We start from the raw sequence: 13,472 nt of genomic DNA, 5'->3' as shown, positions 1-13,472 counted from the left end.
GGATGCTAGGATCAAATTTGAAGATCGATTTGGGTCAGGCCGATTGGCCAATGCGCTCAACCGCGTCGTCGGTCCACCAGACGCCGTTGGCGACCATGCGGAAGTTGATGATGGCGGCGAGATACCCGTCACCTTCAGGCACCTTGGCCCCGGCTGTGGCATCGCGAACGACAGCGACTTCGTAGCCGAGCTCCAGCAGCTCGTAGAGATGCGCCTGCGTACACAGGTTCGCCGACATCCCCGCGAGGATCACCTTGTCGATCTTGCGTTTACGCAATTGCAGGTTCAGGTCATTCTGAGCAGGGCTGTAAACCTTGTGTGGCGAGCAAATGATGGTTTCGCCATCCTCGATGTACTTCTTGTATTGCGGCATCCAGTCGGCACCTGAGCCCTCGAAGTTGTCCAAATTGAGCGGTCCCAGGCGGTCAAACATGCCGATGCTGTGCATCGTCGCTTCCAGAGTGCCCTCGAACTCCCATTTGTGGTCATGTGGGTAGTAATAGTGGGGCGAGATGAAGACCGGCATCCCCGCAGCCTTGGCGGCAATGAAAAGCCGTTCGATATTGTCGACCGTGCCCTGTTCGGTCACGCTTTCGCCAACGACGCCCCACGTCACACCGTCCTCTGACAAAAAATCAATCTGGGGGTCGGTCACCACAAGCGCAGTACGCCCCGGCTCGATGGTCATGTCGATTTGGGGAAGGCCTGGATTTTCCGGGTCAGCATAGTAGGCGCGTGCTTCGTCGGTCGCGGCAAGGGCCTGCCCGCCAGCCACTATTGTTGTACCTGCCGCGGCCGCACCGGCGGCTTGTTGCAAGAGTCGCCGGCGCGCCATATCAACGCGTTCGGGCGTGACGTCGCAAGCGCAGCTTGCTCCATGTTTGTGGTCATGATTGCTCATTGCAAATTTCCTTTGTCTGAGAGGGGCAAATGGGTTTGCTTTACTCGGCAGCGCCCCAGGTGGATCTGACAAAGAAGAAGTTATGCACCACATCGATTGAGGTATCGGCCCGCCCTGCCAAGGTTTTGGCCGAACCTGCCATGTGGTCTTGAGGTGTGTGCCTAGTCGGAGGTCGCTTGCTGCCTGAATCGTGCCGGAGCCTGGCCAACCCAGCGCTTGAAGGCGCGGCTGAACGTGCTCTGTTCCGAAAACCCGGTCATAAAGGCGATCTCGGCTATGGAAGCCTTACCGTCACGGAGCAGGTCACGAGCAAGTGCAACTTGTGCCTGACCAAGAACGTCGCGATAGGTCAGCCCTTCCTCGGCCAACCTGCGGTAAAGCGTGCGCTCGCTCATTCCCATCTCTTGTGCGACATGCGCTGCTTGCGGCGCGCCGTTACTCAGGGCCGGTGTAAGCCGGTGGACAATTGCTTGGCTCAGTGAGGTGTCGTCATCGCGAGAGTTGAACTCCTCATCCAGGTGCTTCGTCATGAAATCTGACAAGCCCGGATCGCCAAGACGATTTTCGCTTTCCAGCATAGCAGGGCGCATAGCAATGGCGTTGTGGGCGCTCCCAAATCGAACCGGGCACCCGAAATATTCGGCGTAACGCTCTGGTTCTTGTCTGCATGGATGCTGAAACGTGACATATGCGAGCGACAACCCATCACCCACAAACCGATGCATGTTCCTCGCAAAGGCCGCAAGCGCGCATTCGTTGCGCAGCTCCAAGGCAGCGCGATGTGATGTTTGTCCCTCAAAAATCCAAAGGACCGGATCGCCGGTTTCATCAAGTCTGTAAACTGCGGTGTCCGTTACGAGACGAAAATAACGCTCGATCCGTTGCAAAGATTGCCGCAAGGTCGGAGCTGTCTTTACGGCTAGGCCAAGGACGCCGAGATCATCGGTCGCAATCGCGTTCGCATAGGCCTCAACCAACGCGGCCTCGTCCGCTAGTTGCGTACGAATCCAATCGATCAGATCGAAATACGCATCATCCGCCAATTGGCCGTCTTGAGCTTCTGGTAGACGCAGCACGACAGCGCCATTCGAAATCAGGGCGCCATCGTCGTTTAGCGTCATCCCGGCGGCGTTGGCCATCGCGCGGGCGAATGCGTAAGTTACACTTGCCATACAGTGAGATTAGCACTGGAAAGCTCTTTCACGCCAGATCGTCCAACCCTGTGATAGGTATAATAAATAGAGACAGCCTCGATCTTCGGGCGCTTGAGGATAAATGCGCCAAACTGATAACACTCGTCATCAGGTTTTCTGAACGGTATCGTCCGAAAGCGTGCGGAAGCATGCAGCCATAGAGGTCATGGTAGATGGGCGAAATTTTCATATCTGTGCTGCTGCCGCTCGCAGTTGTTGTCATCATGTTCTGCCTTGGCCTCGGACTCACAGCGGCTGACTTTCAACGCATCGGACGACGTCCACGGGCCTTTTGCGTCGGCGCTCTCAACCAGATCATTTTGCTGCCTTGCATCGCTTTGATGGTGACTTATATCTTTGGGATTTCCGCTGAGGCAGCCGTTGGCATCATGATTTTAGCGGCCTGTCCGGGCGGGGTGATCAGTAACATCGTGACCAAGCTTTCGAATTGGGATGTCGCTTTGTCCGTTACTCTTACAGCAGTCTTCAGTCTGACTTGTGTCGTTACCGTACCGCTCATCCTAGGGTTTTCGATGCAGATGTTCATGGGGGCAACTGCGCCCGCTATCGACATTTCTTCGACGGCTTTAGCAATGTTTTTTTTAACAGCTTCACCGATCCTAGCCGGGGTGATCGCGCGATCCTTGGCGCCGCGAATTGTAGCTGCGGTCGAACCAATCTTTAGCAAGGTCTCTATGCTACTTTTTGCGATGGTCATCGGAGGCGCTATCATTTCAAACTGGGTGGTGGTCGCGGATAACTACCTTAGGCTTGGACCCGCACTTTTTGTTGTAGGTGCGTCACTCACGTTTATTGGCATCATGAGTTCAGGGATGCTCGGATGCACAGACATCGAGGCGAAGACGATTTCAATTGAGACCGGCGTTCAAAACGGAGCTTTGGGAATCGCAATTGCTACTTTGCTGTTGCCTAACACCAATGGGTTAAGCGAATATGCCATACCATCCGCAATTTATAGCGTGGTCTGGATCGTAACAATGTTGCCTGTCTTCGCCCTCCTTGCGCGAAGAAGCCCAATTTCATGATCCTGACGCCTATTCGCTAGCTTTGGTTATGCGCTGAGCCAAGCCCCTTTGTTTCCATGCCAGAGCGCCGTCTGGTCAAAGAGCGACCAAGGAGCTCCAAAGCCCGTTGTGGAACGGCCGCTTTGGCGATTTTCCCTGTTGAAGGGAAGAGCTGTTGTTGCCAGTGCGGTGGATCCTGCGTCAGCGAAGGTGTAGACGCCAAGGTCAGTTTTGTCCGCAAGTCGGAATTGCAAAGTCTTGGATTAAGTGTCCGGATTGGGCTGGACCTGCCAAACATGCAAGCCGCGGAGAATGGCCGCATCGAGCCCACTTTGACCGATGCTGATCGATGCCCCAATGACAGAAATGCGCAGAAAGCGGACTTTGCAAAGTCGAGAATAAAGGTCCGTTATGGACGTTCCATCGCTGTCCTGGGATTTCCTGGTATCGGTCGGGTGGCCGTTGCTACAGTATGTTTAGAAGCTTTGAATACCCAGCGTTCAAAACAAGAGCCGCAAGTGTCCCTGTTATCGTCGCCGGTATACCCTGCTTCCAGGTATCGAACACTAGATGGCAGAATATCGCTCCGACAGATGTGCAGAGCAACGCAAGTGCTCCCAGCGGCCCGATCCACGACGATTGAAACCAGATGGCAATTGCCCCGAAAAGTTCCCCGCATCCGACGAGGAACATGATCTGCCTGTTGAGGCCGTAGCTTTCGAACATGCCCAACTGGATTTCAAAGACCTTCTTTTGCCACCCAAAAATCTTAATGGATGAAGCAAAGAGAAAAAATGCAGATAGAAGACCGATGGCGATGTTCAGGAGCAATGCTAGTCCTTCCGGTTTGATTTCTTGTAGGCTGCCGGAGATACGCCCGTCCATTTACGAAATGCTCTGGAGAAGGCGGTTGGGTCGGCATAGCCAAGCCTTTGCGCTGTCTCGCCAACGGATTTATTGTCTTTTGCTAGCAGGCGTTCGGCTTCTTCCTGCTTAATGCGCGCGATCACTTGGGATGACGTTTGACCGTAAGGTTTCAGCCGGTTGTTCAGTGTTTCCTGATGAAAACCGCAAAGGTCCGCAAGCTCATCCACACCAAATCCTGAATCCGCAAGATGGACCCTGATCAGGCCTTCCAGTCCCGCAAGGAAATCCTGCGGGGCGGCCAGATCCTCATCCATAACCCTGTAGTCTGGCGGGTTCTCCAGTGCCTCTGGTCGTAATCTGTAATTTAACCAGCTGGAGGGAAACCTGATCGAAAAACCTTGAGGATTGCACTTGATAGCCCGAACGCCGTGAAACTGACCGGGCAGCGCATCCGGGTCACTGACGCGAAGAATGACCTGGTTGGGGTCCCACCTGAAATCCAGGACACGGTGCAACAGGGATATCCAAATACTCGTCAGAAACGCATCGGTTTGGCTGGGAGAAACCGAAATTTGGAAGTTCCTTTTGGCACTGAAATACGCGTGCTCTCCTTCGACAAAGAGGGATTGCGTAACGGCATTGGATTCTTTGGAAACCGCTTGTGTGAACCTGGTAAAAAAGTCTCCCAATGTAAGGGCTTCTGCCAGCATATCGCCAAGCGGGAGAAATTTGACAAGATCGACGGATTGCCCGACCCGTGCGCAAAAATCCGGTGAAGTGGCTTCTGCCACGGCCTGATAGATCTGGTAGACGGTATCGTGGCGTAGGAAATTCTTCGGGTCCATTACCTGCGCTTCGTTCAACCCCAGAGGATCAAGAACAAACGCGGGTTCTACCCCCACGCTGCGAAGCGCTGCGACAACCGGACCCGCAACTGAAGCCCTGACGAGTGGCAGCGACTGATCCGTGTTATTACCAAGTCTTCTTGTCATCTCTTCTCCAGAAATTCGCAATATTCCCGAGTGTAGGAAATTCCCACAATAAAATTATGAAACCTTGCAATTTTCCAAAACTATTTTTCTCGAACCGGTAATCTGTCAGGCATCAAGTTATTCGAATTCTATAATGACTCCTAATTGCTCCTTTTACGATTCTTGATGATAGGAGCCCTGATGAACGGATGTCTGATGCGCATACTTGTGCCCGCAGTACTGGCTGCGAGCTATCTATTTCCAACTCATGCCGCTTCACAGGAAGAAAGTTTCCCGGTCCTTTTCACAAATGTTCATGTCTTTGACGGGGTGAACGAGGCGCGGATCGAGAACGCAAACGTTTTGGTCGTCGATAACCTGATCGCCGAGGTTTCGACTGAGCCGCTTGTCGTTGCCAATGCGCAAATCATCGAGGGCGGTGGGCGCACACTGATGCCCGGAATGCATGATCAACACGTGCATCTTACCGTGTTCAACCCTCTCAGCGATGGTTTGCGCCAGAATATCACACCCTTTCATCTTGGCGGCGTCGCGACAATTCGGTCTGAGCGCATCCTGATGAATGGGTTCACCACTGTCCGGGACCTAGGCGGACCAGCAAAATCCATCGCTCGCATTATAGATTCCGGCATGTTTCCCGGGCCGCGCATTTACTCCTCTGAAGCCTTCATCACCCAGACATCCGGGCACGCGGACTTCCGTAAACTAAACGACCGGCATCCCACACTGTCTGGGCAAGGACCATCACATTGGGTCGAAAGTGAAATGAGCTTTATAGCCGATGGGCCGGATCAGATCCGGATGGCCGTACGCGAGAACCTGCGCCGCGGGGCAACCCAGATCAAAATTATGGTCAGCGGCGGTGTTACGTCCGAGTTCGACCCCCTGCATTCGCTTCAGTACCAAGCCGATGAAATCCAGATGGCAGTCAAAACCGCCGAACAGTGGGGCACATATGTGACCTGCCATGTGTTCACTGAACAGGCGATCCGAAACTGTATCGACAATGGCGCGAAGACCGTCGAACACATCCCGTTTCTGACTCCGGAAGTGGCCGAGGTCATGGTTCAAAAACAGATCATGTTTGCGACCGCCGTGGCTCCGGTCTACTCGGTCTCCACCGAGCAGGCCGAAGCATTTTACACACCAGCGTCGTTTGCGAAGTGGAAGACGGTGCGGGATGCCGCGGCCAACATGATTGAAGTAATTCAAACCACGCCAGGCATGATCGACCTCTATACCCTGGGCACTGACCTCATCAACAACTGGGACCAAACGCTAGAGCAGGACAAGAAGATGAGCGACGAGTTCAAATACCTGCTTGAAGCGAATTTCACACCCTTCGACATATTGCGCATCGCAACTTCAAACGGCGCACGCATGAACCGTCTTACTGGTTTGAACAATCCTTATCAGGACGGCCCGCTGGGTGTGGTCGAAGTGGGTGCATACGCCGATCTTCTATTGGTCGACGGGAACCCGCTGGAGGACATCCTGCTGCTATCCGATCCCGACACCAATCTGAAGATCATCATGAAGGATGGCGTGATCTACAAGAACACACTCGACTGAGTGTCGCGTGGGGTGAACTTACCTCGGCACCCCGCGCACTAAATTTTAAGGGAGAGAAGGACATGAATATTTCGACAAAGACGGGTGCCGTCGCGAGCCTGGTTTTTTTCACGGCCACTGCCGCGTTTGCGCAGGACACCCTGCCACAAACCCTGTTCACCAACGTCCATGTCTTTGACGGAGTAAATGAGGCGCGGATCGAGAACGCCAGCGTTTTGGTTGAAGGCAACTTGATCAAAGAAGTGTCCACCGAGGCCATCGACGCCCCTGGCGCGACGGTTGTGGATGGAGGTGGTCGCACATTGATGCCGGGGCTGATCGACAGCCACGTTCACCTGAACCTAACCGGTCTGTTCACAAGCTTTGGCGGCGCGGAATATGCGAATTGGGACGGCGTCGGCGCGATGGCAGTCGCAAACGCGCGTGATTACCTTATGGATGGGTACACAACGGTTCGCGATGCCTGTGGCCAAGGCGATGCGATGAAAAAGTTGATCGATCAGGATATTCTTGTCGGGCCACGGATCTACCCGAGCGGTGCGTGCATCGGTCCACAATCTGGTCACACGGACTGGCGCAGCCCTCGTGCCCGGGCTGAAGGTGGCCCCGTCGCACAGGTGGAAGAACTCAATCTCGCGGTCGTTGCAGACGGCGTAGACGAAATCAGAACGGCCGCGCGCCGGAACCTCAGCTATGGGGCCACGCAAATCAAGCTAACCGTCGGCGGCGGAGTTTCCTCGGAATTGGACCCGCTTTGGTCCGTTGGATACAGCGTGGAAGAAATAAAGGCAGCGGTCGACGTTGCGGCTTTTTTTGACACTTATGCTTTCACGCATGCCTACACGGACGAAACTGTCCAAATGGCACTGGATGCGGGCGTCAAGGTCATTGAACACGGCCAGATGGTCACAGAAGAAACCGTGAAACGAATGGCTGATGAAGGGATATTCTGGTCCCTCAACACCGCCGGGTTCTCACCGATCCTGTTTGAGCACCCGAACTTTGCACCGGGTACGCCAGCAGGCATCAAGCTTGCGGTTGCACATGACCAAAGCAAGGATCTCATCGCGCTTGTCAAGAAATACAAACCCAAGGTCGTGCACAACGTTGATACAGTACTGTCAACGCTCGATCAGGGCCGTGCCCATCGCGATTTCGAAAAGTACCAGTTTGCTGATTGGTTCGGCAATCATGCCATGCTGGTCTCCGCTACGTCGACCGCGGGCGAACTGGCGCAGCTGACTGGCCAACGTAATCCTTATCCGGAGCAGTTGGGGGTGATCCAAGAAGGAGCCTACGCCGATATCCTGATCGTCGATGGCAACCCGCTGGAAGATCTTTCTGTCTTGGGGGCCCAACCGAAATGGTTTGACGCGGAACCGCGTGAAGAAGGTTTCGACACCATCCGTGTCATCATGAAGGACGGCAAATTCTACAAGAATACGCTGGAATAAAGGAAAGTGGGGTGGTCTATCTTTGATAACCCCACACTTCAGCCAAGAAACCTTCCCTGAAAGGAAAGACTGTGAAACATCTCAGCCTTGGCGTCTTTATGGCGATCTGTGGTTCAATTGCCGCTGCTGAAGACGCCGAAAGCATGCGTACGTTTTTGTTCATTGGCACGTCCAATAGCACCGCTTGGGAAATGCAGATCGCCAATCCGGGGGATCGCGCAGCCTCGGTGAAAGGCGGGGTCGAAGCGCTCGGCGGAGAGCTTTTGAGCTATTACTGGGGGCTTGGAAACGGGAAGAACTACATCACCGTTTCACTGCCAGACGATCCAAGCTTTATCCAGGCCTTCTATGTCAGCCGCCTCGGCGACGGCTTGTTGGATGACTACCAGATGATCGAATTGATGAGCAGCGCCGACATGGCTGTGGCGCTGGAACGTGTTCCCGAAATCAAAGCTGTGGATGACGTAAAGTGATTGGAGGCTTGTCGCACCAGAGATCGTATCTTCCACCACGACCGACCCTTGCCGCTGCCTTATTGAGCGCCTTTGCACTATTTGGCGGTGCTGCTGATGCCCAGGAAAATTCTGCTCAGGCGAAACTGGAGGCCGCAGCCCAGGTATCGTTGGGTGGTCCGGGATCAGCCAGCGCGCAGCAGGAGCAAGACAGGTTGCGCCGGCTGGAAGATTCGCGTTGGCCCGGTTTGGACCGTGCCATTGATCCAACCGAAACCGCTTTGGGTCGATTTCGGGAAAACACCGGATTGGCGCTCAGCTTTGATTACCAAGCGCTATACCAACGCAGTTCTCACAGCCTGACCGGGCAGGACGAATCTGCATCCGGTCAGCTCAGGATGATTGGGACGTGGGAATTGGCAAACCGGGGTGGTGAAAACCCGGGTAGCCTTGTCTTTATTCTGGAGAACCGACACCGGTTGGGCCAGTCCATTGCACCCTCAGCACTGCCTGCGCAAATTGGATATCAAGGGGCAACTGCGGTCACGTTTGGGGACACGAACACGACCTTGTCGGTAGCTTACTGGCAACAAGCCTTCGCAAACGGACGAGGAGGAGTGGTGGCGGGTCGGATCGATCCGGGCGACTACTCTGACATTCTGGGTTACGTGAACCCAAGGACGACCTTTTCGAACTATTCAATCCTGTTTAGCCCGGTGCTGCCAATCCCCGATCCCGGTTTTGGTGTCACGGTCGGCGGCTACCTGACGGATCAAATTTATGCGTTAGGGGTGGTCAGCGATGCCAATGGGTCTCTCACAGACATTGAGTGGTTTTCCGGGGGTAGCGAATTCTACAAATACGCCGAGATCGGCTGGACGCCCGAAAAATCAAAACGATTTCTGACAAACGTTCATCTGGGGATGTTTCACACGGATGCGCGCCAACAAGTTGGCGTACCGGAAACATATGGAGCCACACTTTCTGCCAACCATACATTCGACAACCAACTGATGATCTTCGGACGGCTGGGATGGTCCAATGGCGGCGGTGCGTTGGCCAAGCGTGCAGTCAACGCAGGCTTGATGTGGCGACCTGGCCCCTATGATGATCTCCTTGGCATAGCGGCCACTGTTGCCGACCTGACGACACCAGGATTGCCCAATCAAACGACACTTGAAGCTTTCTACCGTTTGGACTTGGCCGACAATCTGGCACTGACGGCAGACGTGCAATACCTGAAAAATCCCGGATCAAACTCGAACGACCCGCTGGTCTTGGGACTGAGACTGAGGGTCAATCTTTGATGAATGCCGGGTAGCAGTTTCCGTTCGGGCTTCATTTTGGCCGGAACGGGCGGGGGCGGCAAGTGAGTGGGTCGCCCCCAACTATTTTTAATGGCAGACCTTTTCGGTCTCCTTATGATCTCTTCAGTCTTTATGTGGGAGCTTTAGTGTCATGGCGCGATACATTTACGGTTTGGTTGTTTTGCTCTTTGCTGCGGCGGTTTCGACGTCAAACGCTGTTCCAGCGTATGCACAGAACGCGGCGAGTGAACAGGAACCTGCTGAGGTACAGCAAGAAGATCTCTTAACTCAGGTTGCCGACAAATCAATTTCTGCCGGTGACCTGGAGATACTGCTTGTTCCGCTGACGACTGATGAGCTTTCAGAAATTGCTGTTGCCTGGCAAGACCATGTTCGCAACCAACTTGAAGAAATTGCCCGTATCAATCTTAGCCTTCAGGACGGAAACGAAGCGCAAGAAGATGACCTGAGATCACAGCTTTCTTTGATAAACGACACTGGCACTGTAATTTTGGATAATTACACACTGGTCTTGAACGAATGGGCCCTAAAGGGTGCCGCCGAAGAAGACCTGAAACCGCATACCGATTATCTTTTAGCGCTCAAAACTGGCGTGCTTAAAACAACGGATTTACAGACTTTATTTCACAACGCTCTCCAATGGTTGGTTTCCTGGGAGGGAGGTGCTGGTCTTCTATTGGCTGGGTTGGGTGTTTTGGCTGCTGTTTGGGTTATGATGTTTGTAGCCAAAATGGTGCGTCGTTTAACTGAGCGCGGTCTTGAAAAGATACCAACAATATCGCGGATGCTTAAGAAATTCATTGCGACCGCAGTGTTTTGGGCGGTCTTTATTCTCGGCATTCTGGTTGTACTTGCCTTGTTCGGTGTGAACGTCACTCCTTTGTTTGCAATATTTGGTGGTTTGTCTTTCATTCTTGGCTTTGCGCTTCAGGAAACGCTAGGCAATCTCGCCAGCGGTCTGATGATCATGGTTTTGAAGCCATTCGATACCGGAGACTATATTCAGGTTGGCGGGTCATCTGGTTTTGTTGACGAGATGTCGGTCGTTTCGACAAAAATCCGAACCTTCGACAACCAGATCATCATTGTGCCGAATAGTAAGATCTGGGGTGACGTAATCACAAATGTCAGCGCATCTGATGAGCGTCGCGTCGATCTGGTTTTTGGGATCGCGTATTCAGACAACGCTGCTCACGCAATCGATGTTCTGAAGGAATTGGTCGCAAGACATGAACTATGCCTGAAGTCGCCTGATCCAGAAATATTTGTTGGTGAACTTGGCGACAATTCAGTCAATATCTTTTGTCGACCGTGGTCCAAGTCTGACGACTATTGGACTGTCTATTGGGACCTCACAGGACAAGCCAAGGAGCGGTTTGACCAAGAGGGAATATCAATACCGTTCCCGCAGCGCGATGTTCACCTGATCCCAGTGGAAGGAGTAAAGACATGAGAGCATTAGTAATATGGATGATGTCCTTTCTGCTTCTTTGCAGTGTAGCCTCGGCCCAGTCAGAAGAAATACTGCTGCCGCAGCAAGAGCGAGAAGATCCCGAATTCATAGCACCGGTCATTGTCGACGGGGATGAGCTTTTTGTCGTCCGCGGATCCAGCGCATTGCCCGCAACGGACAGGGCCGCAAAGATTGAAGAAAGAATTGCTCAAGTCGCGGATAGATCAGAGAGCAAAACGGTCGACATCCAAATCTCCCGGGCTGAATTTGGACAACTCGTACGCGTCGACGGCCATATGGTCACTATTACCACTCAGGCTGACGCCGACCACGAACAGATGGACATTGAAGTTCTGGCCGGGCTGCAAGCAGAGGCCATCGAAAATGCCATTTTAAAGTACCGGGAAGCGCGATCCAGCGAAGGCCGCGTTGACAGCGCCTTGGCCGCTGTCGCTTGGACGGCGTTGTTTGCACTGGTGTCATACTTCTTCTTTGCCAAACGGAAGAAGTTTCTGGGCTACGTCAGAAACAACTTGGAAAAGAGAGCGGAAAGCGTCGAGGAAGCTACAAAGTCAATCCTACGAAGCAGGGCAATCGCGTCTATCATCGTTTATTCAATTCATGCTTTGATGTGGGTGCTGTTTCTGTTTTTTCTTTATTACTACCTGTCCTTGGTTTTGCTGTCTTTCGCGGAAACTCAGGCCATCGCTCAAGTTCTTCTAAAGTACGTCAGTGAGCCATTGATAAACGTTGTGCTGGCTGTCGTTGGGTACATCCCAAACCTGATCATGCTGGTGATTATTGCAGCCTTATGTCGATTTGCGATCCGCGGCCTCGATCTGTTCTTTGACAACCTGGAGAACGGTGCATTCGAAATCAAAGATTTCGAGGCGCACTGGATCGCGCCAACGAACATGCTGTTCAGGGCTTTGATCATTGTGATCGCACTGGTGTTCGCCTACCCATACATTCCGGGCTCAGGTTCCCGGGCGTTTCAAGGCCTGACAATTCTTGCCGGTATCATGGTCTCGTTGGGATCTAACACAGTTGTATCGAACATGATGGCAGGTCTGTTTGTCATCTATCGGCGCAGCACGAATGTTGGTGATCGAATAATGGTTGGCGACAAGATAGGGGACGTAACCGAAATCAAGCTTATGGAAACACTTATCAAATCCATCAAAAACGAAATGATCAGTATTCCAAACGCTCAGTTGTTGAACTCAGAAGTCGTGAATTATTCGCGCAAAGTCGATGGTCGAGGCCTTCTCGTTCACACAACGGTCGGGATCGGGTACGAGGAGCCGCCAAAAAAAATCACGGCAATGTTGATAGAGGCGGCTCATCGCACACAGGGTTTGAAGAAAAACCCGGAGCCTTTTGTACTTTGGACACAGTTGGCTGACTATGCCATCAATTACGAAATCAACGCGTACACGTCTCGGGGATCGAGTTTGCCTAAGATTCTGTCTGATCTACACCAAAACATCGTGGAAGTGTTCAACGAGAACAGTACGCAAATTATGACACCGTCCTACATGGCTGACCCGCAAAGTCCTAAGATTCCCACTGAGGAATGGGATGGAAAGCTTGCTCATATAGCGGAGTAAAAGAATACCAAGCCCACTCTGGGTCCACAAAACCCCGCCCTTGCAGGTTGTCGGATTAGTTTGATTGATCCAGAGCTATGGGTAGGATTAATGCAATAGTTTTCAGAACGTTTTGGGGTTCCAGATGATCAATTGGACATTTACCGCAATAGTAACGCTTCTCGCGAGTGGCGCTGTTGCCGCTGGTATGGAGCCGTGGGGTGAGTCCGGCGACTGGAAAATTTTGATCGACCCCGAGAAAGGAAATGGCTGCCTCGCGTGGAAGCCCTTCGAAGACGACATGACAGTTGAAATTGGCGTCGCACCCAATCAGGCTGGCGGTTTCTTTGCCGCCTACAATCCGGCCTGGGTTCAGATTGAGGACGGATCAACCGGCATCGTGAACTTCGATTTTGGTGACGCAAAGTTTGAAGGCGAAGCCATAGGTGTTTTTAAAAATGGCGTCCCCGGGGGTTACGCCTTTTTCGACAACCCTGCGTTTGTAACCGAATTCGGCAAGCGCCAAAGCGTCACGATTATTGGTGAAAGTGGAGCCGAAGTAGAACTTGATCTAAGTGGGTCCTCAAAAGCCATCGAGGCCGTTTTGGCATGCCAGGCAGAACAGCCTGAACCACTAAAGAACTAG

The 13,472-nt window shown here is 52.9% G+C and carries 12 protein-coding genes; 8 read left to right on the top strand and 4 right to left on the bottom strand.

Annotation, left to right across the window (positions count from 1 at the left end):
* Positions 1-34 precede the first annotated feature (34 nt).
* A complete protein-coding gene (locus AC2FJE_RS21460) occupies positions 35-901 on the bottom strand; it encodes a cysteine hydrolase family protein (RefSeq protein WP_058282012.1) in 867 nt (288 codons plus the stop codon).
* Between the two features lie 161 nt (positions 902-1,062).
* Positions 1,063-2,073 (bottom strand): AraC family transcriptional regulator, encoded by a 1,011-nt coding sequence (locus AC2FJE_RS21455; protein ID WP_496758611.1) that lies wholly within the window; start codon positions 2,071-2,073, stop codon positions 1,063-1,065.
* A gap of 194 nt (positions 2,074-2,267) precedes the next feature.
* Here AC2FJE_RS21455 and AC2FJE_RS21450 point away from each other — a divergent pair, with 194 nt between their 5' ends.
* Positions 2,268-3,140 carry a bile acid:sodium symporter family protein gene (locus AC2FJE_RS21450; RefSeq protein WP_496758613.1) on the top strand — a complete coding sequence of 291 codons (873 nt, stop codon included), beginning with the start codon at positions 2,268-2,270 and terminating at the stop codon, positions 3,138-3,140.
* Positions 3,141-3,584: 444 nt separating this feature from the next.
* Here the strand turns inward: AC2FJE_RS21450 and AC2FJE_RS21445 are convergent, their stop codons facing one another.
* Positions 3,585-4,004 (bottom strand): DoxX family protein, encoded by a 420-nt coding sequence (locus tag AC2FJE_RS21445; protein ID WP_282022544.1) that lies wholly within the window; start codon positions 4,002-4,004, stop codon positions 3,585-3,587.
* Positions 3,953-4,978, bottom strand: coding sequence for a helix-turn-helix domain-containing protein (locus AC2FJE_RS21440; protein WP_496686363.1), 1,026 nt, complete (start codon positions 4,976-4,978; stop codon positions 3,953-3,955). The genes AC2FJE_RS21445 and AC2FJE_RS21440 overlap by 52 nt, the downstream gene beginning before the upstream one ends.
* A gap of 180 nt (positions 4,979-5,158) precedes the next feature.
* Here AC2FJE_RS21440 and AC2FJE_RS21435 point away from each other — a divergent pair, with 180 nt between their 5' ends.
* From AC2FJE_RS21435 to AC2FJE_RS21405, 7 genes are all read left to right on the top strand, one after another.
* Positions 5,159-6,550: a metal-dependent hydrolase family protein gene (locus AC2FJE_RS21435; RefSeq protein WP_282022546.1), complete on the top strand. Its 1,392-nt coding sequence runs from the start codon at positions 5,159-5,161 to the stop codon at positions 6,548-6,550.
* 62 nt (positions 6,551-6,612) lie between these two features.
* The gene (locus AC2FJE_RS21430; RefSeq protein WP_496686360.1) at positions 6,613-8,004 is read left to right on the top strand and encodes a metal-dependent hydrolase family protein; all 1,392 of its coding nucleotides are present in this window, start codon (positions 6,613-6,615) and stop codon (positions 8,002-8,004) included.
* Positions 8,005-8,075: 71 nt separating this feature from the next.
* Positions 8,076-8,477 (top strand): hypothetical protein, encoded by a 402-nt coding sequence (locus AC2FJE_RS21425; protein WP_496758154.1) that lies wholly within the window; start codon positions 8,076-8,078, stop codon positions 8,475-8,477.
* A 62-nt stretch (positions 8,478-8,539) separates the two neighbouring features.
* Positions 8,540-9,763 carry a carbohydrate porin gene (locus tag AC2FJE_RS21420; RefSeq protein WP_058271383.1) on the top strand — a complete coding sequence of 408 codons (1,224 nt, stop codon included), beginning with the start codon at positions 8,540-8,542 and terminating at the stop codon, positions 9,761-9,763.
* A 151-nt stretch (positions 9,764-9,914) separates the two neighbouring features.
* The gene (locus tag AC2FJE_RS21415; protein ID WP_496758156.1) at positions 9,915-11,237 is read left to right on the top strand and encodes a mechanosensitive ion channel family protein; all 1,323 of its coding nucleotides are present in this window, start codon (positions 9,915-9,917) and stop codon (positions 11,235-11,237) included.
* A 17-nt stretch (positions 11,238-11,254) separates the two neighbouring features.
* Positions 11,255-12,847 (top strand): mechanosensitive ion channel family protein, encoded by a 1,593-nt coding sequence (locus AC2FJE_RS21410; RefSeq protein ID WP_496761473.1) that lies wholly within the window; start codon positions 11,255-11,257, stop codon positions 12,845-12,847.
* 124 nt (positions 12,848-12,971) lie between these two features.
* A complete protein-coding gene (locus AC2FJE_RS21405) occupies positions 12,972-13,472 on the top strand; it encodes a hypothetical protein (protein ID WP_496758158.1) in 501 nt (166 codons plus the stop codon).

It is taken from the genome of Ruegeria sp. CDSC002, from assembly GCF_059610905.1.
This window is presented reverse-complemented; position numbering and strand designations above follow the sequence as displayed.